General features: G+C 64.2%; 19 protein-coding genes. 4 read left to right on the top strand and 15 right to left on the bottom strand.

The window, feature by feature from the left end; translation table 11 throughout:
- Window positions 1-31 precede the first annotated feature (31 nt).
- The 7 genes from QRM57_RS19115 to truB form a co-directional block, all read right to left on the bottom strand.
- The gene (locus QRM57_RS19115; protein WP_284987774.1) at window positions 32-1,375 is read right to left on the bottom strand and encodes a M16 family metallopeptidase; all 1,344 of its coding nucleotides are present in this window, start codon (window positions 1,373-1,375) and stop codon (window positions 32-34) included.
- An 82-nt stretch (window positions 1,376-1,457) separates the two neighbouring features.
- Window positions 1,458-3,710, bottom strand: coding sequence for a polyribonucleotide nucleotidyltransferase (locus tag QRM57_RS19110; protein ID WP_284987773.1), 2,253 nt, complete (start codon window positions 3,708-3,710; stop codon window positions 1,458-1,460).
- A gap of 241 nt (window positions 3,711-3,951) precedes the next feature.
- A complete protein-coding gene (gene rpsO, locus QRM57_RS19105) occupies window positions 3,952-4,221 on the bottom strand; it encodes a 30S ribosomal protein S15 (protein ID WP_144652206.1) in 270 nt (89 codons plus the stop codon).
- 159 nt (window positions 4,222-4,380) lie between these two features.
- Window positions 4,381-5,364, bottom strand: coding sequence for a bifunctional riboflavin kinase/FAD synthetase (locus tag QRM57_RS19100; protein ID WP_235521807.1), 984 nt, complete (start codon window positions 5,362-5,364; stop codon window positions 4,381-4,383).
- Between the two features lie 88 nt (window positions 5,365-5,452).
- Window positions 5,453-5,902, bottom strand: a complete 450-nt coding sequence (locus QRM57_RS19095; RefSeq protein WP_306673144.1) for a hypothetical protein — start codon at window positions 5,900-5,902, stop codon at window positions 5,453-5,455.
- A 2-nt stretch (window positions 5,903-5,904) separates the two neighbouring features.
- Window positions 5,905-6,258 (bottom strand): hypothetical protein, encoded by a 354-nt coding sequence (locus QRM57_RS19090; RefSeq protein ID WP_284987772.1) that lies wholly within the window; start codon window positions 6,256-6,258, stop codon window positions 5,905-5,907.
- 2 nt (window positions 6,259-6,260) lie between these two features.
- Window positions 6,261-7,184, bottom strand: coding sequence for a tRNA pseudouridine(55) synthase TruB (gene truB / locus QRM57_RS19085; RefSeq protein WP_284987771.1), 924 nt, complete (start codon window positions 7,182-7,184; stop codon window positions 6,261-6,263).
- Between the two features lie 34 nt (window positions 7,185-7,218).
- Here truB and QRM57_RS19080 point away from each other — a divergent pair, with 34 nt between their 5' ends.
- The gene (locus QRM57_RS19080) at window positions 7,219-8,373 is read left to right on the top strand and encodes a pyridoxal phosphate-dependent aminotransferase (protein WP_284987770.1); all 1,155 of its coding nucleotides are present in this window, start codon (window positions 7,219-7,221) and stop codon (window positions 8,371-8,373) included.
- Window positions 8,374-8,385: 12 nt separating this feature from the next.
- Here the strand turns inward: QRM57_RS19080 and QRM57_RS19075 are convergent, their stop codons facing one another.
- From QRM57_RS19075 to rimP, 6 genes are all read right to left on the bottom strand, one after another.
- Complete coding sequence (locus tag QRM57_RS19075; protein ID WP_257371133.1) at window positions 8,386-8,868, bottom strand: nucleoside deaminase; 483 nt, start codon at window positions 8,866-8,868, stop codon at window positions 8,386-8,388.
- An 84-nt stretch (window positions 8,869-8,952) separates the two neighbouring features.
- Window positions 8,953-9,456, bottom strand: a complete 504-nt coding sequence (gene rbfA, locus QRM57_RS19070) for a 30S ribosome-binding factor RbfA (RefSeq protein WP_284987769.1) — start codon at window positions 9,454-9,456, stop codon at window positions 8,953-8,955.
- A gap of 77 nt (window positions 9,457-9,533) precedes the next feature.
- Complete coding sequence (gene infB / locus QRM57_RS19065) at window positions 9,534-12,422, bottom strand: translation initiation factor IF-2 (protein WP_257371137.1); 2,889 nt, start codon at window positions 12,420-12,422, stop codon at window positions 9,534-9,536.
- A gap of 152 nt (window positions 12,423-12,574) precedes the next feature.
- Complete coding sequence (locus tag QRM57_RS19060) at window positions 12,575-12,916, bottom strand: YlxR family protein (protein WP_257371138.1); 342 nt, start codon at window positions 12,914-12,916, stop codon at window positions 12,575-12,577.
- Between the two features lie 186 nt (window positions 12,917-13,102).
- Window positions 13,103-14,083: a transcription termination factor NusA gene (nusA, locus tag QRM57_RS19055; RefSeq protein WP_257371139.1), complete on the bottom strand. Its 981-nt coding sequence runs from the start codon at window positions 14,081-14,083 to the stop codon at window positions 13,103-13,105.
- Window positions 14,083-14,694, bottom strand: coding sequence for a ribosome maturation factor RimP (gene rimP / locus QRM57_RS19050; protein WP_235521797.1), 612 nt, complete (start codon window positions 14,692-14,694; stop codon window positions 14,083-14,085). The genes nusA and rimP overlap by 1 nt, the downstream gene beginning before the upstream one ends.
- Window positions 14,695-14,851: 157 nt before the next feature.
- Between rimP and QRM57_RS19045 the strand changes: the two genes are divergently transcribed.
- From QRM57_RS19045 to QRM57_RS19035, 3 genes are read left to right on the top strand one after another with little or no spacing between them, the layout of a single operon-like run.
- Window positions 14,852-15,883, top strand: coding sequence for a DUF4439 domain-containing protein (locus QRM57_RS19045; RefSeq protein WP_284987768.1), 1,032 nt, complete (start codon window positions 14,852-14,854; stop codon window positions 15,881-15,883).
- Window positions 15,884-15,934: 51 nt separating this feature from the next.
- Window positions 15,935-16,663 carry a VIT1/CCC1 transporter family protein gene (locus QRM57_RS19040; protein WP_257371142.1) on the top strand — a complete coding sequence of 243 codons (729 nt, stop codon included), beginning with the start codon at window positions 15,935-15,937 and terminating at the stop codon, window positions 16,661-16,663.
- A gap of 34 nt (window positions 16,664-16,697) precedes the next feature.
- A complete protein-coding gene (locus QRM57_RS19035) occupies window positions 16,698-17,717 on the top strand; it encodes an aminoglycoside phosphotransferase family protein (protein WP_284987767.1) in 1,020 nt (339 codons plus the stop codon).
- A gap of 7 nt (window positions 17,718-17,724) precedes the next feature.
- On the opposite strand, the gene QRM57_RS19030 is transcribed toward QRM57_RS19035, so the two are convergent.
- Both QRM57_RS19030 and QRM57_RS19025 read right to left on the bottom strand, forming a co-directional pair.
- Entirely contained in the window at window positions 17,725-18,522 is a 798-nt protein-coding gene (locus QRM57_RS19030; protein WP_235521793.1) for a sulfite exporter TauE/SafE family protein, read from the bottom strand.
- Window positions 18,519-20,330: a proline--tRNA ligase gene (locus QRM57_RS19025; RefSeq protein WP_284987766.1), complete on the bottom strand. Its 1,812-nt coding sequence runs from the start codon at window positions 20,328-20,330 to the stop codon at window positions 18,519-18,521. The genes QRM57_RS19030 and QRM57_RS19025 overlap by 4 nt, the downstream gene beginning before the upstream one ends.
- Window positions 20,331-20,835: the final 505 nt, after the last annotated feature.

Raw genomic sequence — 20,835 nt, 5'->3', positions numbered from 1 at the left:
GCTGCCCTGCAGGGAGTGCGCTAGTCCAGAGTCAGAGACCGAACGTTTCGGTTTCCTCAAACGGACCCACAACCGTGATGGTGCGGGGAGCTGCTGCGAGTTCGCGGGCGAGTTCCTGGACGTCGTCCACGGTGACGGCCTGGATCCGCGCCAGGGTCTCATCGATGTCCTGGAACTCTCCGGACACCAGTTCCGCCCGGCCCAACCTGGACATCCGTGAGCCCGTGTCCTCGAGGGCCAACACGATGCCACCGCTGAGCTGGCCCACCGCCTTCCTGAGCTCTTCTTCGGTAATGCCGTCCTTGGCGAGCTTATCCAGCTCTACGCCCAGCAGTTCCAGCACCTGGCGGACCTTGGACGGGGTGCAGCCGGCGTACATGCCGAAGTACCCGGCGTCGGCGTAAGCGGCGGTGAAGGAGTACGTGGAGTAGACCAGGCCCCGCTTCTCGCGGATCTCCTGGAAGAGCCTGGAGGACATGCCACCGCCCAGGACTGCGTTGAGCACGCTCATGACAAAGCGGCGGTCATCCGTGGCGACGATCGTCGGGCAACCCATGATGATGTTTGCCTGCTCCACAGGACGCTTCACGACGTGGAGGCCGGCGTTGCCTGTAATGACGGCACGCTCCGTCCCACGGCGTTCCACGGGCGCTGCACCGGAATCCAGCTGCCAACCGGCAGCTTTCAACGCATCAAGGACAAGTTCACAGACGACGTCGTGGTCCAGGCCGCCCGCTGCGGTGATGACCAGTTCCTCGGGGCGGTAGTAGCGCTGGTAGTGCTCCCACACCGAGTCCCTTGCCACAGCCTTGATCGCATCCGGTGTTCCGCCGATCGGCCGGGCCAGCGGGTGGCTGCCGAGCACTGCTGCCACGAATTTCTCGTGCGCCACATCGGTGGGGTCGTCGCTGTCCATGGCGATTTCCTCGAGGATGACGTCGCGTTCCTGCTCCAGTTCGGCAGGGTCAAGGACAGCGCCGGTGATCATATCGGCAATGACATCAATGGCCATGGGAAGATCCGTATCGAGGACCCGTGCGAAGTAGCAGGTGCTTTCCTTGGCGGTGGCTGCGTTGGATTCGCCGCCTACCTCGTCGAACGCAGACGCTATCTCCAGCGCTGTGCGCCTCTTGGTGCCCTTGAACAGCAGGTGTTCAAGGAAGTGTGTGGAACCATGCTGGCCGTCCGCTTCGTCGCGCGAACCCACTGCCACCCAGAAACCTATGGTGGCCGAACGCTGCCCGGGCATCGCCTCGGTCAGGACGCGCACGCCGCCGGGAAGCACGGAGCGCCGCACGACGGAACCGCCCTCTGCACCATGGATCAGTTCGCCGCCGGGAAGGGTTTGCTCCAGCGGCAAGGGTACGACAGTCATTAAGGCCTTTCAGGGTTAAGGCCGGAAGGGCCGGTGGAGCTTTTTCAAGCCCACCGGCCCCGCCGGGTGTACTGCTTACAGACTACTCTGCAGACTCTTCAACGACCTCGGCCGGAGCGTCCTCGGAAGCTGCGCCTTCTTCGTCGGCAACAACCGGCGAGAGGGAGAGCTTTCCACGGTCGTCGATCTTGGTGATCTCGACCTGGACCTTCTGGCCCACGGAGACGACGTCATCAACGTTATCCACGCGCTTGCCGTTGGCCAGCTTGCGGAGCTCGGAGATGTGCAGCAGGCCGTCCTTGCCCGGCGTCAGGGAGACGAAGGCGCCGAAGGTGGTGGTCTTGACGACCGTACCCAGGTAGCGCTCACCGATTTCCGGAACCTGCGGGTTGGCGATGGCGTTGATGGCGGAACGTGCTGCGTCGGCAGACGGGCCGTTGGTGGCGCCAATGTAGACCGTGCCGTCATCTTCGATGGAGATGTCCGCGCCCGTGTCTTCCTGGATCTGGTTGATCATCTTGCCCTTGGGGCCGATGACCTCGCCGATCTTGTCCACGGGGATCTTGACGGCGATGACGCGCGGGGCGAACTCGGAGAGCTCATCCGGGGTGTCGATCGCTGCGTTGATGACCTCGAGGATGTGGAGGCGGGCTTCGCGGGCCTGCTTCAGTGCTGCTGACAGCACGGACGCGGGGATGCCGTCGAGCTTGGTGTCCAGCTGGATGGCCGTGACGAACTCGGACGTACCGGCAACCTTGAAGTCCATGTCGCCGAAAGCGTCTTCGGCGCCGAGGATGTCAGTCAGTGCTGCGTAACGGGTCTGGCCGTCAACCTGGTCGGAAACCAGGCCCATGGCGATACCGGCAACAGCTGCCTTCAGCGGCACACCGGCGTTGAGCATGGAGAGCGTCGAGGCACAGACCGAACCCATGGACGTCGAACCGTTGGAACCGAGGGCCTCGGATACCTGGCGGATGGCGTACGGGAATTCTTCACGGCTGGGCAGAACCGGAACCAGGGCGCGCTCTGCGAGGGCACCGTGGCCGATTTCGCGGCGCTTCGGGGATCCGACGCGGCCGGTCTCACCGGTGGAGTACGGCGGGAAGTTGTAGTTGTGCATGTAGCGCTTGCGCGTTACCGGCGACAACGAGTCGATCTGCTGCTCCATCTTGAGCATGTTCAGCGTGGTGACACCCATGATCTGGGTCTCGCCGCGCTCGAAGATGGCCGAACCGTGAACGCGGGGCAGAACCTCTACCTCTGCGGTCAGCTGGCGGATGTCCGTCAGGCCACGGCCGTCGATGCGGACCTGGTCCTTGAGGATGCGCTGGCGCACGACGTGCTTGGTGACCGAGCGGAACGCTGCTGAGAGTTCCTTCTCGCGGCCCTCGAACTCGCCCGCAAGTGAGCCCAGGACTTCGTCCTTGAGTTCGTCGGAAGCGGCGTCGCGCTCCTGCTTGTCAGCGATCTGGAAGACCTTGGCCAGCTTGTCAGCGGCAGCGGCTTCAACAGCTGCGTAGACGTCGTCCTGGTAGTCAAGGAAGACCGGGAACTCGACGGTCGGCTTGGCGGCGCGTGCCGCCAGGTCTGCCTGTGCTTCGCAGAGTGCCTTGATGAACGGCTTGGCAGCCTCGAGGCCCTCGGAAACAACCTCTTCGGTAGGAGCTGTTGCGCCCTGTTCCTTGATGAGGTTCCAGGAGTTGTCGGTGGCTTCGGCCTCCACCATCATGATGGCGACGTCGTCACCGGCAATGCGGCCGGCAACAACCATGTTGAAGACGGCGTTCTCAAGCTGGGAGTGCTTGGGGAAAGCGACCCACTGCGAACCGTGTTCGTCGGCGATGAGGGCGACGCGGACGCCACCGATCGGGCCGGAGAACGGGAGGCCGGAAAGCTGCGTGGACATCGAGGACGCGTTGATGGCGACGACGTCGTAGAGCTCGTCCGGGTTGATCGCCAGGACAGTAACGACGATCTGGACTTCGTTGCGCAGGCCCTTGACGAACGCGGGGCGCAGCGGACGGTCCATGAGGCGGCAGGCCAGGATGGCTTCCGTGGACGGGCGGCCTTCGCGGCGGAAGAACGATCCCGGGATACGGCCGGCTGCGTACATGCGCTCTTCAACGTCAACCGTCAGGGGGAAGAAGTCGAAACCTTCGCGCGGCTGCTTGCCGGCGGTGGTTGCGGAGAGCAGTGCGGTGTCTTCGTCGATGTAGACCATCGAGGCACCGGCTGCCTGCTTGGCAAGGCGGCCGGTTTCGAAGCGAATGACGCGCTTGCCAAAACGGCCGTTGTCGATAATGGCTTCGGAGAACTGGATTTCGGGACCCTCCATAGAGAGTCACCTCCGTTTCTGTTAGCGGAAGTCCGCCGCATCAACCCAGGCCTCTTCTTTTTTCCTGGCCTGTACGACACCCGGTCATCGATCGAGATCCACGGGCCTCATCACCACAGATGAGCTTCCCGGGAATCACTACCGAGGACCGCGAATGCGCGATGCGGTTGATTCCTGTTTTTAGTTGTTGGTGAAGAAGGCGGCCCGTTCCGGAAAGGAGCGGGCCGCCCCTAAAGGGAGACTAGCGGCGCAGGCCGAGGCGCTCGATGAGCGAACGGTAGCGGGCGATGTCAGTGTTCTTCAGGTAGGAAAGCATGCGCTTGCGACGACCAACCATGGCCAGCAAACCGCGCTGGGTGTGGAAGTCGTGCTTGTGCTCCTTCATGTGCTCAGTCAGATCCTTGATCCGCTGGGTCAGAACTGCAACCTGGACCTCGGGCGAACCGGTGTCGCCTTCAGAGGTTGCGTATTCCTTGATGATGGACTGCTTTACAGCGGCGTCAAGTGCCACGTGAACTCCTAGAGTTGTGCCGTGCGTCCCGGTGCAGCGCCTCGCTGACGGGTTGCCTTTGGTGCGTTGCCGCACACAAAAACAGGTCCAGCTGCCACGGACTGCGGCCGGATCCATTCACCAGTTTACCGGCAGGTCAGCAGTGTTGTCGAAATCCGCCTAGCGCCGGGTCAGCAGTTCGTGCGCCTGGGCTACGTCCAGGCACATTTGCTCCACCAGGGCTTCAGGTCCACGGTAGGCAACCATGCCGCGCAGGCGCTGCGTGAATTCGACAGCAACGGTCTGCCCGTAGAGGTCGAAGTCCTCCACTTTTTCCTCGGGACGATCGATCACGTGGGCCTCCACCTGGCGGCTCACGCCGTCGAAGGTGGGGTTGGAACCAACGGAAATAGCGGCGGGCCACCGTGTGCCGGACTGGTCGATCAACCACCCTGCATAAATGCCGTCCGCCGGAACATACCCCGTGGAGTCGTGGGCGAGGTTGGCTGTGGGAAAACCGAGATCGCGTCCGCGGGCTGCGCCGTGCACCACTTCGCCGCGCATGCGGTGCGGGCGGCCAAGCACAGCGGCAGCGGTCACGACGTCGCCTTCGGACAGGGCTTCCCGCACCCAAGTGGAGGAACAGCGGCGGTCAGCGTCGCCGTCGTCGTGTACCGGAGAGCCTCCGGCTCCGTACTCGTTGACCACCTGCACGCCGAACCCAAGCTCCTCGCCCAGTTGCTGCATGGTGACCACATCCCCCACGTTCCCGGCACCAAAGCGGAGGTCGTGGCCTACGACGACGTGCGCGGCGTGAAGTCCGTCAAGGATGACATCGCGGACGAACTCGACCGGTGTCATCGCCGCCAGGTCCAGGGTGTACTTCATGACCAGCACGGCATCGACGCCGGTGTCCCCGAGGGCGTCGAGCTTGTCCTGGAGGCCCATGATCAGCTCGGGAGCGGAATCGGGCCTGTGGACCTGGGCCGGATGCGGATCAAAAGTCACTGCAACCGAGGGAATGTTGTGCCGCTTGGCGGTGCCTGTCAGCTGCGACAGGACATGCTGGTGCCCGCGATGGACGCCGTCAAAGTTCCCAATGGTAACGACAGTAGGTCCGAAGTCCTTGGGGACTTCGGTGGGATCGTTCCAGATGTGGACCATCAACCTCGCCTTTTACTGCAGATGTTCGGTGCGCCCGGCAACCTCCCGGCGCCGGAACATTCTAAGGTTACCCGCAAGGGCGGTTGGCTCAGGACGGGCGGCGCTTGTTCAGCCACAGGAGGCCAAGGATGGGCAGGACAAGCGGGACGAAACCGTAACCGCGGCCGAACAGCGACCACACGGTATCGTGCGGGAACGCCACGGGGTCGAAGAGGCTGATGGCGCCCACCACCAGCACGCCGATGAGCTCCGTGAGCACGGCGGCCACTGAGACCTTGAACCACGTGCGGCCCGGCTTGGCCAGCGAGATGGTCGCCACGATATAGACGACGGCGGCAAAGGCCGAGAGGATATGCGCCAGCGGTGCTTCGGCGAACTTCGTAGCGATCTGATAGCCGGCACGCGCGGTCGCGGAGAGGGCGAAAACGGCGTACACCGCGATCAGGAGGCGGCCAGGCCCGGTGTTCCGGGTATCCTTCTTCGGCTGCGGGGTTGCCGGATTGGTCTCAGTTCCAGTCACGATGGGTTCTTCTTTCAAGGTCAGTACCAAATCTGGTTCATGCGTGCGCCCATGACGAGGACCGTGACGCCTACCGCAGAGAGGACGAAGTTGCTCCAGCGGGTGCGTTCGAGGATGGCCCAGTACACGGCACCCAGCGGGATCATCAGGGCCGTGATCAGGTAGCCCCAGAATTCCCAGGCTTCCCCGGCAATCTGCTCGCCCAGGGCAACCCGGATGATTGAACCCACCAGGTACACCACCAGGACGAGTTCAACGGCGAGTACCGAGTAGATGGTGGGATCATTCGGGGCCTTTTTCATCAGCCCGGCCACCACGCACATGATGGTCGAAATCAGTCCGATAATCAGGAGGGCATAGAAATATCCGTCCATGGCTACTTCGCCTCCCCCGAACCGGTTCCCGGGGCGAACACCAACACGGGCTTGGCAAAGCTCCCGGTGTCAGCCAGCAACGCCACCAATTCCCCCGATGGTGCGAAGGCAGCTGCGGGATTTTCTGCCGTGGCAGCCTCCTCGGTGCCTGCTCCCGGCCCCGCGGCGATGCGGCGGCCGAACGAGATCTCCGTTGTTTCGTCCTCGCTGAGCTCGCGGTTTGGCATCAAGGAGCGGGCAGCGAGGGACATGTCCAGCACCTTGAGCTCTTCGGCCAGTTCCTCCAGGGTCCTTGCCTGCTCGAGCGTATACGGCCCCACCTGCGTCCGACGCAGGGCCGTGAGGTGGCCGCCGACGCCCAAACCGTTTCCAAGGTCGCGGGCCAGGGCCCGGATGTATGTCCCGGAAGAACACTCCACGGTGACGTCCACGTCAACTACCCTGCCGCCGTCGAGCCTGTTGATCGAGTGCACCTCGAAGCGGTGGATCGTCACGGGGCGGGCTGCGAGCTTCACTTCCTCCCCGGAGCGGACCCGGGCGTAGGAGCGTTCGCCGTTGACCTTGATGGCGCTCACGCTGCTGGGCACCTGCTGGATAGGGCCCGTGAGCGCGGCAACCCCGGCCGCGATGGCGTCATCGGTGACGTCCACGGCACTCCGGGCCTCCGTGATGTCGCCCTCGGCGTCGTCCGTGATGGTGGTCTCGCCGAGCCTGATGGTGGCGGTGTAAGTCTTGGAGGTGCCCACGATGTACGTCAGCAGGCGCGTCGCCTTATTGATGCCAAGCACCAGGACGCCGGTGGCCATGGGATCGAGCGTCCCCGCATGCCCCACTTTCCGGGTACCAGCCAGCCGCCGCATCCGGCCAACCACATCGTGGCTGGTCCATCCCTGCGGTTTGTCAACGATTACCAGTCCAGAAAGCACGCTTACCAGTATATGGGTGGCTAGGATGGCTCCCATGCCTGAGCTTGCCTTGCACGTCCGTGACGTCCCCGTGAACCAGATCCGCGAAATCACCGAGGCCGCGTGGGCCACCCCCGGGGCGATCGTCCTGAGCATCGGCGAACCGGGGTTTGCGCTGCCACGGCACGTCCTCGACGCCGGCATTGCTTGCCTGGACCGGGATGAGACCAACTACACACCCAACGCGGGGATGCCCGCTCTCCGGGAAGCGTTCGCCGCCCGCTTCCGCGAACAGCAGGGCGTAGGGATCGGTGCTGAACGGGTTTATGTGGTGGACGGCGCCCAGCAAGGCCTGCACTTCGCCATGAGCCTTCTCCTCTCCCCCGGCGACGAGATCCTCATCCCGAACCCCGGCTACCCCACGTTTGCCATGACCAGCCGGCTGCTTCACGCCGTGCCCGTGCAGTATCCGCTGTATCCCAAGAACGACTTCCAGCCGCATATCGAGGACATCGAAGCACTCATCACGCCGCGGACCCGTGTCCTCGTGCTGAATTCGCCGTCCAACCCGTTGGGGGCGGTCATCAGTGAAGAAGCCACCCGGGAATTGGTGGAACTGGCCGTCCGGCACGACCTCTGGATCATCTCGGACGAATGCTACGAAGCCTTCACCTTCGATGTCCCGCACGTCAGTCCGGCGCGCTTCGACAGCGACGTCCCAGGGGAAGCCCGTGTGTTCACCTCGTTGACGCTGTCCAAGACGTACGGACTGACAGGCCTGCGCATCGGGGCGTTGATCTGCCCTCCGGGGATTGAGCAGAAGATGAACAACGTCATGGAATCGATCGTCTCCTGCGTCGCGTCACCCTCGCAGTACGCTGCGCTGGCCGCATTGACCGGGCCCCAGGACTACGTTTACCAGGCCCGCGATCATTACCGGAACAACCGCGACGCGGCCTCGGCCGTGCTGGAAGCCAAGGGTATTCCGTTCCTCGGGGCACAGGGCGCGTTCTATCTCTGGGCCGACGTCTCGCACGTAAGCGGCGGGGACGTCCGCACGTGGGTGCGCAAGTTCCTGGCGGAATCGGGAGTCTCGTTCGCGCCGGGCACGGCGTTCGGGTCGATCGGCGAGGGCTGGATCAGGATCGCCCTTTGTGGCGGTCACCAAGACCTGCTCGACGGCGTCAATCGCCTTCCAGCGAAGGTTTAGCTGCCGCCGGACCTAGTACGACGTCCGGCGCGTATGGTGCTTCCAGGCCTCGAACGGGTCCTCCGCCGCTGCCAACTGGGCGTGCTCCACGGGGAGAAGTTCCGGCCTGCTGCCGGCGAAGTACTCATAGAACACTGCGTCGTCGAAGCCGGCCCGCGCCGCGCCGTGCCTGTCCGCGGCAAAGTAGACGCGTCCGATCCTGGCCCAAAGCGTCGCCGACAGGCACAACGGACAAGGCTCACAGCTTGCGTAGAGAACGGAACCGGTGAGGTCGAACTTCCTCAGCTCGGCAGCCGCACGACGAATGGCCACCACTTCCGCGTGCGCCGTGGGATCGTGGTCGCGTGTAACCCGATTGACACCCTCATGGACGGTTCCGTCCGCGGTGACCACGACGGCGCCGAAAGGGCCGCCGCCGTCGGAAACGTTTTGTACCGCCAAGCGAATGGCCCGGTTCAAATATTCATCCCGCTGCTGAGCATCGTGCGCCGACATGCTCCGATCCTAACCAGTTTGTAAACAGATAATGCCCCTAAGAGCGTCTCTTAGGAGCATTATCTGAACAAAAACTTTGAGGTCTTAGCGGTTGGCGTCTTCGTCGAGTTCGTCGTCGCCGGAGAGGTCGATGTCCTCTTCGTCGAAGTCGTCTTCGTCGATGTCAGCCGGAGTGTCGCTCTTGTACGGGTCGGCATCGCCAGCCGGCTTGGCCCCGGCAGCCAAAGCAGCTACCTCGGCGTCGCGGCGCTTGGCCTCGCGCAGCAGTTCCTCAAGGTTCGAGGCATTGACCGGAATCTGGTCCGCGACGAACTCAAGAGTCGGGGTCAGCCGGACGGTGATGTTGCGGCCAACTTCCTGGCGCAGCACACCCTTGGCCTTTTCCAGCGCCTTGGCAGCGTCGGTGTGGGCCACTTCATCGCCAAAGACGGTGTAGTAGATGGTTGCGTGCTGAAGGTCGTTGGTGACGCGGGCGTCGGTGACCGTAATGGACTCGACGCGCGGATCCTTGACCCGGCGACCGAGGGCCTCAGCGACGACGACCTTTATCCGCTGTGCCAATTTGGCGGCGCGTGCGGGATCAGCCATGACTTCCTCCTGGAAAGTAGAAACGGGTACGGAACGGGTCCGCCGGGGCTACCCGACGGACCCGCTCCACATGGAACCTAGACGCGCGGCTTTTCGCGCATCTCGAAGGTCTCGATGATGTCGCCTTCGCTGATGTCGTTGAAGGAACCAAGACCGATACCACACTCGAAGTCGGTGCGGACTTCGGTGGCGTCATCCTTGAAGCGCTTGAGCGTCTCAACGGTGAGGTTGTCACCGATGACCTTGCCGTCGCGGCTGACACGTGCCTTGGAGTTACGGCGGATGATGCCCGTGCGGACGATCGAACCTGCGATGTTGCCGAACTTGGAGGAACGGAAGACTTCGCGGACCTCGGCGGTACCGAGCTGGACTTCCTCGTACTCCGGCTTGAGCATGCCCTTGAGAGCCATCTCAATGTCATCGATTGCTGCGTAGATGACCGAGTAGAAGCGCATGTCCACGCCTTCACGGTCAGCAAGTTCAGCAACGCGCTCCGCCGGTTTGACGTTGAAGCCGATGATGATGGCGTTGTCCACCGTGGCCAGGTTGACGTCGTTCTGCGTGATGGCACCCACACCGCGGTGGATGACACGGAGCTGAACGTCGTCGTCTCCGACGTCGATCTTGAGCAAGGCGTCTTCGAGGGCTTCCACGGCACCGGACACGTCACCCTTGAGGATGAGGTTGAGGGTGTCGATCTTGCCTTCGGCAACGGCCTGGTCGAAGTCTTCCAGGCTGATGCGCTTGCGACGCTTGGCCAGTGCTGCGTTGCGGTCGGCAGCTTCACGCTTCTCGGCGATCTGGCGGGCCGTACGCTCGTCAGGGGTCACCAGGAAGGTGTCACCTGCACGCGGCACGTTGGACAGGCCAAGGACCTGGACCGGACGGGACGGCAGTGCGACATCGAGTGCCTCGCCGTTCTCGTCGAACATGGCGCGGACGCGGCCGTGAGCCGTACCGGCCACGATCGTGTCACCCACGGCCAAGGTACCGGACTGGACCAGGACGGTAGCAACAGCACCGCGGCCCTTGTCCAGGTTCGCTTCGATGGCAATGCCTCGAGCGTCCTTGTCCGGGTTGGCTCGCAGGTCCAGGGCAGCATCGGCCGTGAGCAGGACAGCGTCGATCAGTTCGTCGATGTTGAGGTTCTGGCGGGCAGAGACCTCAACGAACATGGTGTCGCCACCGTATTCTTCGGGAACCAGGCCGTACTCGGTCAGCTGGCCCTTGACCTTGTCAGGGTTGGCGCCTTCCTTGTCGATCTTGTTCACTGCGACAACGATCGGTACGTTGGCTGCCTGGGCGTGGTTGAGCGCTTCCACTGTCTGCGGCATGACGCCGTCATCAGCTGCGACAACCAGGATCGCGATGTCAGTGACCTTGGCACCACGTGCACGCATGGCCGTGAAGGCCTCGTGACCGGGGGTGTCAATGAAGGTGATGTCGCGGGCGTTGCCCTCGTGGACGTGGCTGATCTGGTAAGCACCGATGTGCTGGGTGATTCCACCATGCTCGCCGGCCACAACGTTGGAGTTGCGGATCGCGTCAAGCAGGCGGGTCTTACCGTGGTCAACGTGGCCCATGACGGTGACAACCGGTGCGCGGGGCTCCAGGACGTCGTCGCCTTCGGCGTCGAGCTCGTCCTGGATGTTGATGTCGAACTGGTCGAGGAGCTCGCGCTCTTCGTCTTCCGGCGAAACAACCTGGAGCTTGTAGCCAAGTTCGGCGCCAAGCAGGCCAAAGGTGTCTTCGTCGAGGGACTGCGTAGCCGTAGCCATTTCACCGAGGTGGAACAGAACGGTTACCAGCGACGCGGGGTTCGCATCGATCTTCTCGGCGAAGTCCGTGATGGACGAGCCACGACGCAAGCGGATGATGGTCTCGCCATCGCCGCGGGGTACCGATACGCCACCCAGCGACGGAGCACTCATCTGCTCCAGTTCCTGGCGCTTTGCCCGCTTCGACTTGCGCTGCTTGCCACGACCGGCGCCGCCCTTGCCGAAGGCACCCTGGGTACCACCGCGACCGCGGCCACCCTTGCCAAAGCCACCGCCGGCGGGAGCTCCGCCACCGGTGCCTGCACCTGGTGCGCCACCGGGACGACCCGGTCCGCCACCAGGACGGCCTGCGCCACCGGGACGGCCTGCGCCACCCGGAGCCGGACGCTCAGTGCGGTTGGGCATCATGCCCGGAGTAGGACGGTTTCCGCCACCGGGACCACCGGCGGGACGCGGAGCGCCCGGACGGGGTGCACCCGGACGCGGGGCGCCCGGACGGGGACCGCCAGTGCCTGCTGCGGGACGGGGTCCACCGGCACCAGCTGCGGGACGGGGACCACCGGGACGTTCGCCGTCGTTGCGACGCTCGCCACGGGGCATGCCCTGCGACGGAGCAAACGGGTTGTTACCCGGACGCGGCGGACGGTCTCCATCGCCACCACGGCCACGGGGCATGCCCTGGGACGTAGCAAACGGGTTGTTGCCCGGGCGGGGACCGCCGGGACGAGGAGCCTGGCCGCCTTGGCGTGCCGGAGCCGGGGTCTCTGCCTTGGGGGCAGGACGGGCACCGGGCTTGGCCGAAACCGGGTTGGAAGCAGCAGGCGCTGCCGGGGCTGCCGGAGCAGGTGCCGCCGGAGCCGGAGCGGCCGGTGCCGGGGTTGCTGACGACGGGGTTGCCGACGACGGAGCAGCAGGCGCCGGGGCCGGAGCCTTCGGTGCCGCCGGGCCCGGTGCCGGGGCGGCCGGGCGGGATGCTGCGGGACGGGTTGCCGCGGGAGCGGCTGCGGGGGCGGCGGACTTTGCAGCGCCGGCACCCGGGTAGGCGTCGCGAAGCTTCTTCACGACGGGGGCCTCAATGGTGGAAGAGGCGGAGCGAACGAATTCGCCCAATTCCTGCAGTTTTGTCACTGCATCTTTGGAAGTAATACCGAGCTCTTTGGCGAGCTCATGTACGCGGACCTTGGCCACATTTCTCCTGTCTCGGTCCGCACCGAGTCAGGCACGAACCGTCTACTTCTTTATGCGGGCCTCAGCCGTTTGCACGGCGGAAAGGCCCATTGCAGAGCGCAACAAAGTTGTCATCGTTACGCACTCATCGCTGGGAACTCATCGGGTTTCCATCAGTTTTCTGACCCGCTTTCAGGTTTGGACGGTTTGCCAGTGGAAGTGTGGGCCTCCACGAGTGGCGCGCCCGGCATCAGGTAGCGTTCGACGGCGGTTGTCTCGGTAGCGCCCGCAAGGGCCCTTCCGAAAGCGCGCCGCTTGATCGCCAATGCCAAGCACTTTTCGCTGGGGTGCAGCCACGCACCCCTGCCGGCCATCCGGCGTCGTTCATCCACCACTACGGTGGACGAACTGGCGCCTTGGGCGACCAGCCGGACAAGCTCGGACCGGGAGCCTTGCTTCCGGCATCCGATACACGTGCGAACAGGCCCATGGCCGTGCTCAAGCAGTTCAGCCACGATGTGTCCAACCTGCCTTACGCTACTGGCACCCGACGGGCCCCGGTCCTGCGAATGCAGCTGAGGCACGCCAAGGCGCGCGGATACCGGACGTAAGCCCGGTTCCATCTAGTCTAGCCCCCGGCTCCGGACTCCCGAAACCGGGCACACCGCCAGCGCGGCGTTAAGCCGACCCCGACTGGGACGCTATTCGGCCTTGGCCGGTGCTGCGTCGGAGACGATGTCGATCCGCCAACCAGTCAGCTTGGCTGCAAGGCGTGCGTTCTGGCCTTCCTTGCCGATCGCCAGGGAAAGCTGGTAATCCGGTACCACTACGCGCGCCGAGCGGGTCGACTCGTCGGTAATAGTGACGGAATTCACTCGCGACGGCGACAGCGAGTTGGCAATGAACGTCGCGGGGTCGTCGCTGAAGTCGACGATGTCGATCTTTTCATCGTTCAGTTCGGTCATGACAGCACGGACACGCGAACCCATTTCACCGATGCAGGCACCCTTGGCATTGACGCCGGGGATGTTTGCCTTGACGGCAATCTTGGTACGGTGGCCGGCTTCGCGGGCAAGCGCGACGATCTCCACGGAGTGGTCCGCGATCTCCGGAACTTCCATTTCGAAGAGTTTACGGACCAGGCCCGGGTGCGAACGGGACAGCGTAATGGACGGGCCCTTAGCCCCACGGTGGACGTCCACCACGAAGGCACGCAGGCGGCTGCCGTGCAGGTACTTCTCACCGGGAACCTGCTCGGGCGGCGGCAGCAGGGCTTCAACAGCTCCAAGGTTGACCTGGATCATGTGCGGGTTGTTTCCCTGCTGGATCATGCCGGCGACAAGTTCGCCTTCACGGCCCTTGAACTCGCCCAGCACGTTGTCATCCTCGACGTCGCGAAGGCGCTGCAGGATGATCTGCCGTGCCGTGCTCGCGGCGATACGGCCGAAACCGGCAGGAGTGTCCTCGAACTCGCCGATCGGCTCACCGTCGTCGTCGATTTCCGTGGCCCAGATGGTCACGTGGCCGCTCTTGCGATCCAGCTCAGCGCGGGCCTTTTCAAAAGCGCCGGGCGTCTTGTGGTACGCCACCAGCAAAGCCTGCTCGATGGTGGGAATCAGGAGATCCAGCGGGATTTCACGCTCACGCTCCAGGAGTCTCAGTGCGCTCATGTCAATATCCATTAGGCCTCCTCGGAAGGTCCATTGTGTTCGTCTTCCAGCGCAGCCTCGTGGAGGTGGCTGAATTCAATCTCGACTTTTCCTTGGCGGATCCTGTCGAAAGGAATAGTGATGGGGTCGCCCTGCTTGGGCTTCATGCCCTTCTTGACCTCGTGCTCCGGGATCAGCGTCACGGCGTCATCGCCCACTGATGCGATCCGGCCCAGGAGGTTGTCGCCCTGGATGACGTTGACCCTGACCATGCGTCCGCGGGCGCGGTGCCAATGCCGCGGTTCCGTCAGGGGACGTCCAACCCCGGGCGAGGAGACCTCGAGGTCATACGGGCGGCCGTCGTCCTGGGGATCGTTGTCCAGAATATCGGACAGTCCGCGCGAGACGTCGGCTATGGCGTCAAGACTGACGCCTCCGGTTTCCTCCTGCGGCAGGTCCACGACGACGTGGACCGTCCGGTGTGAGCCGGCCACGTGGATGGAAACATCCTCGAGGTAGAGCCTGCTGGCAAGGACGGCCGGTTCGAGCAGCGCTTTAAGCCTGCTCTCTTCCGGGTTGTGGATGGTGGCCGTTGAGTTCGATTCAGAACGGTCCGGTGAAGTCGTGGCTTCCGAGTCACTCACGTTGCCCGCCGCCTCCCGATAGATGTTGTTGTGACTACTAGCCTAACGATTTTCGCGGGAACTTGCGTGCACGGACTTCGGCGCCCACATGACACCATGGTCTGTTGTGGACGAGCAGAGAACCAATAAGCGACGAGTACCAGCATGGGGCCGGCTCGTGCTCGTTTCCGTGGTGGCCCTGCTGGTAGTTGGCACGGGCATGGTGCTTATTCCGCGTGATTCCGGGACTCCCCCACCACGTTCCTTCTCCGAAAATGCCCGCCTTGCGGCGTTGGAAGACACCCTGCTGCTCCGTGATTCGGCCGTTGCGCTGGCTGACGCCCCTGGGCCGGATGCCGGAAAACCTGGCGCCGACGACGCTGTGACTTTGCTGACAACCCATGCCCGCGCCCTGCTGGACCCCGCCGGCCAGCTCCCCACGTTCCCGGCCGCTGGGTCACCAACCGCCACTGCTTCGTCCCCGAAAGCGACGCCGTCCGCATTCGTCACGGAGCTGTCCCGGAGCGGACAGCAGCGCCTCACCGACGCCCACGAGTCCGACGGCGGCATGGCACGCCTGCTCGCCGCCGTCGGATCCGCCCAGCTGCTGTCCGCCGAGAAGCTGGCCGCCGCGTGGAAACTGCCTGCCCCAACACTGCCCACCACCAGCAGGGTTCCCGCCACTGCGCCGGCCGCCGGATCCTGCCCTTCGGCCAGCCCGAGCCCGGACGCGGATGCCGCAACCACCGACACTGCCTTGGCGTCGTTGGTCCGCGCCCAGCACGAGGCGGTCTATGTCTACCAGGTAGCGGTCAAAAAGCTCGGCGCTTCCAGCGTCCCTGCAGCTGCCCGTGACCTCGAAGTGCACGAGGTGCTTCTCCGGCAGGCCGAGGACCTGACCGGCGTGAACTGCGGGGACGTCCCGACAGGCGAGGCGGGGTACAGGCTCCCGGCGAAGTTCGCCAAAGACCCTGCCGCCGCATTGGCGGACCTCGAAGCGTCATCCTTGCCGCGGTTCGGCGACCTCGTGGCGTTGTCCACCGGTGGGACCCGTGATTGGGCCATCGATGGCCTGCTTGCCGCTGGCCGGCGCAGTTCCGCCTGGGGCGCCGCTTTGCCGGCACTCCCGGGCTTGGAGCTCGACGCCGGTGACTTGCCTGCCCTTCCGACGCCCAGCGGCACCGCCTCCCCCACCGCAAGCATCAGATAGGGCAGGCTAGCCATGCTGGCCAAGCCCGGGCTGCGGTGCTTGGCTTAATCCATGGCTTCCACAGAAACTGCGACCACGCATGAAAACGAACCCCACCGGGACGATCTGGCGCACCGCCTGAACTGGCTTCGGGCCGGAGTCCTGGGCGCCAACGACGGCATCGTCTCCGTCGCGGCGATCGTGGTGGGCGTGGCGGGAGCCACCACCAACTCCGGGAGCATCCTCGCCGCGGGCATGGCCGGCCTGGTGGGCGGTGCCATCTCCATGGCGTTGGGCGAGTACGTCTCCGTCAGCAGCCAGAGCGACACCCAGCGGGCCTTGATCGAAAAGGAACGTCGCGAGCTTGCCGAGGAACCCGAGGAAGAGCTCAACGAGCTGACGGCTATCTATGAGTCAAAAGGCCTCAGCCCCGAGACTGCCCGGACAGTGGCAGAAGAACTGACGGAGCACGACGCACTGGCCGCACACCTTTCTGCCGAGCTGAACATCCACGAAGACGACATCGTCAGCCCGTGGAATGCAGCACTGGCCTCGGCGGTGGCCTTCACGCTGGGCGCGGTACTGCCCATGCTGGCCATCCTGCTTCCACCACCCGAAATGCGGGTGCCGCTCACCTTCGCGGCGGTCTTGCTGGCCCTGGCGATTACCGGCGCAGTGGGGGCCTGGATCGGCGGTGCTCCCCGGTTCCGCGCCGCAGCACGGGTGGTTGTTGGCGGCGCACTTGCCTTGGCGGCAACGTTCTCCATTGGAACGCTCTTGGGTGCCAGCGGCGTTTTCTAGATAGCTGGCGCGGCAGCGGCGTTAGGCTGATCGCGTGACCCTTCACGCGATGATTCCGATGCCAGGCGACCTCCACGCCCGGTATAACCGTGACTCTGCGGGCCGGGACTGGTTGGCCAGCCTCCCCGGCCTCATTTCCGATGCACTGGACCGTTGGGAGCTCGCAGTAGACCTCGCTCCTGGCGCCGAGCCTTGGAACGGCCACGGAGCCTTGGTGGTGCCCGTGGTGCGGCACGGTCAGCCCGCAGCATTGAAGATCGCGTTTCCCCATGACGAAGCCCGGGTGGAGCGCCACGCACTCACGCTGTGGGGAGGCCGCGGCGCGGTCCGGCTCCTTGCCGCAGATGCGCCGAGTTGCTCCATGCTGCTGGAACGGCTGGACGCTGCCCGCTGGCTCCAGGACGCACCGCTGGCGGAAGCACGGGATGTATGGGGAACCATCATGCGTGAACTGTCCATCGCGCCGGACGACAGGCCTGAATGGCGGGATTTGGACCATATTGCCGCCACAGCTGAACGGTGGAGCGACGAACTGCCAGCTGAATGGGAACGGCTGGACCGCCCGTTCCCCAGGTGGCTGCTGGAGGCTGCACTGGAGGTGTGCCAAACACGGGGTGCCGTGGGCCGTCGCGCCGGAAAAGACGTCCTGGTCCACACAGACCTGCATTTCATGAACATCCTGGCCACCCTGGATGCAAACGAGGCCGGACGCGACGCCTACCTGGCCATCGATCCGCAGCCCCAGATCGGTGAGGCCGAATTCGCCGTCGCACCCATCCTGTGGAACCGCATTGGCGACCTTTCACGGACTGACCCGGAGGCTGCGTTGCGCGACCGCTGCCACGAATTCAGCCTCGCCGCCCGGCTCGATCCCGAGGCCGCCCGGCAATGGAGTATCGCCCGTGAGGTGGAGAATGCTTTGTGGTACGCCGGAAAACCCGCGCACGGCGGGGACCTGGCCCGTTCCCTCTGGGTTGCCAGCACCTTGGCCGGCCGGACATTGGATGGCCTTCCGGCCGCGCACGACCTTCCCGGTCCAGGGGAATCGGCTTAGGCAGAAGCTAGCCCGCGAAGTTGTCGTTCCAAACGTCCATACCAAGCTTGATGATGAGGGCGGCCACAACAACCAGGAAGACCACGCGTACAAAGCCGCTCCCCTTGGCTACTGCCGTACGGGCGCCCAAGTAGCCGCCGGCCATATTCGCAAGGCCGAGGACAAGCCCTACGCCCCAGAGCAGGGATCCATGCGGTAGGAAGAAGATCAAGGCACCGGCATTGGTGGCCATGTTGACGATCTTTGCCTTGGCACTGGCTTCGAGGAAGGCATAGCCCATGGCCGAGACCAGGGCGATGATCAGGAACGACCCCGTGCCAGGGCCGATCAAACCATCGTAGAAGCCGATCACCCCGCCGATCAGGCAGGCAACGACGTAGTGCTTGTGGCCATCGTGGCGGAGCGCTGTCAGCTCCCCTGCGCTGGGACGCAGGGCGGTGAAAATTGCGACGGCGATAAGGGCAGCCACAATGATGGGCTTGAAAACACTGGCTGGAAGCGACGCCGCCAGGATCGCCCCGCCAAAACTCCCGGCCAAGGCGATGACAGCCATGGGTACCGCCGTTTTCAGGTCAGGACGGACCCGGCGGTAGTACGTGACCGCACTGGTGGTGGTCCCGAAGATGGAACCCATTTTGTTGGTCGCCAAGGCCTGGACAGGCGTGATGCCGGGCACCAGCAGCAGGGCGGGGAGCTGGATCAGTCCCCCGCCCCCAACCACTGCGTCCACCCAGCCGGCCGCGAAACCAGCCACCACAATCAGGATGAGGGTAGTGAGCTGGATCGATTCGAAGCCGGAGATCACCGGTTTCGTACGGCGTTGACCACGTAATCCACGGCTTTGTCCACCGGGACGTTCTCGGCTTCGCCGCTCCGGCGGTCCTTGACTTCCACGACACCGTCCACGAGTCCGCGGCCAACGGCGAGGATGGTGGGTACGCCTACAAGTTCGGCGTCGCCAAACTTGACGCCGGGAGAGACCTTCGGGCGGTCATCGAGGATGACGTCCAGGCCGGCGGCCTCCAGCTCAGCGGAAAGCTTCTCGGCGGCCTCGAAAATCTCGTCACCACGGCCAACAGCCACCACGTGGACGTCGGCGGGAGCAACGGAACGTGGCCAGACAAGGCCGCGGTCGTCATGGTTCGCTTCGGCCAGGGCTGCCACGGCGCGTGTAACACCGACACCGTAGGAGCCCATGGTGACTACTACCTGCTTGCCGTTCTGGTCCAGCACCTTAAGGTCCAAGGCAGCGGCGTACTTGCGGCCGAGCTGGAAGATGTGTCCCATCTCGATGCCGCGCGCCGTTTCCAGCGGGCCGGATCCGTCAGGAGCGGGGTCGCCGGCACGCACTTCGGTGCTTTCGATGACGCCGTCCCAGGTGAAGTCGCGTCCGGCGACCAGCCCAAAGACGTGCTTGCCCTCGGCGTTGGCACCGGTGACCCAGCTCGTACCCGAAACAACGCGGGGGTCCACCAGGAAGAGGACCTTGGACGATCCCTCGAGCCCCAGCACGGGCTCATCAAGTGACAGGCCGGGGCCAATATAACCCTTGACCAGCCACGGCAGCTTCTTGAGGTCGTCCTCGTTGGCGGCCTCGAGCCCGATTTCGCCGGCGATCGGCAGGAACGCGCCGATGTTCGCTTCAACGCGCTTGAGGTCAACTGCACGGTCGCCGGGTACGCCGATCACCACGATCTGGCGTTCACCGGTGGGCAGCGTCACGGCGAGGACCACGTTCTTGAGCGTGTCAGCGGCGGCCCATGCGCCGCCGTCGGACTCGCTGCGGGGTGCCAGCTGGTTGGCTGCATCCACCAAAGTATCGATAGTGGGAGTGTTGGGCGTGTCCAGGACCCGGGCAGCGGGTGCCTTGGTGAAGTCGATGTCGTCCGGAACTACGGTGGTGACAGCTTCGACGTTGGCGTAGTACCCACCTGCCGAACGCACGAAGGTGTCCTCGCCGATTTCAGTGGGGAAGAGGAACTCTTCACTCTTCGAGCCGCCCATGGCACCGGCGGTCGCGGCAACAGGAATGACTTCCAGGCCAAGACGGGCAAAGATCTTCAGGTACGCGGCGCGGTGGGCAGCGTAGCTGGCATCCAAGCCGGCGTCGTCGACGTCGAAGGAGTAGGAATCCTTCATGATGAACTCGCGGCCGCGGAGCAGGCCTGCCCGGGGACGGGCTTCGTCGCGGTACTTGTTCTGGATCTGGTAGAGGCTCAACGGCAGGTCTTTGTACGAGGAGTACAGGTCCTTGACCAGAAGGGTGAACATTTCCTCATGCGTCGGCGCAAGGAGGTAGTCCGCACCCTTGCGGTCCTGGAGCCGGAACAGGCCCTCGCCGTACTCGGTCCAGCGGTTCGTGGCCTCGTAGGGTTCACGCGGCAGCAGCGCCGGGAAATGGACTTCCTGGGCTCCGATCGCGGACATTTCCTGGCGGATGATCTCCTCGACCTTGCGCAGGACGCTCAGGCCAAGCGGAAGCCACGTGTAGATACCGGGTGCCGCGCGGCGAATGTAGCCGGCACGCACCAACAGCTTGTGGCTGGCGACCTCGGCGTCGACGGGATCTTCACGCAGGGTGCGCAGGAACAACTGGGAAAGGCGAAGGACCACGGGTACGTATCCGTTTCTATGGCAGATGTGGCAAAAACAACTGCCTACTAATCTACCGGCTCAGCGGGCCGCGCCCGGAACAAGCGGGGCTGTCACCCCGGCGGACACAGAAGAGCCACGCCGTCGCGTGGTGGAAGCCCCTGGCCGCGGTGGGCTGGTCATCCTGCGATGGCGTGGCTCAGCGGCCGGTGGCCGCAGACTCTGTCCTGGGACTAGTTCCCCGTTCCCTCCAGCGGAGCGGGACTGCCTGCGGCTGGGACGTATTGGTCATTGCCGAACACACGGATGATGCGGGCGCACAGGGCACCCTTCAAGGTCATTGTCACGATTCCCCCTCAATCACCCGTACCCCAACGACACGGCTTGGGAAGAACCTATGTGATAGCCGACACATTTTCAAGGACTTGAGTCCCTTGATCTTTCGTTTCACCCCTTGACCCAGCGAGCGGACAGTTCTATTTTAATTTCATCAACTGATGAATTATTAGCATTGCCGGAGGCCACC

The sequence above is a fragment of the Arthrobacter sp. fls2-241-R2A-172 genome (genome assembly GCF_030208885.1).
GTDB lineage: Bacteria > Actinomycetota > Actinomycetes > Actinomycetales > Micrococcaceae > Arthrobacter.
This window is presented reverse-complemented; position numbering and strand designations above follow the sequence as displayed.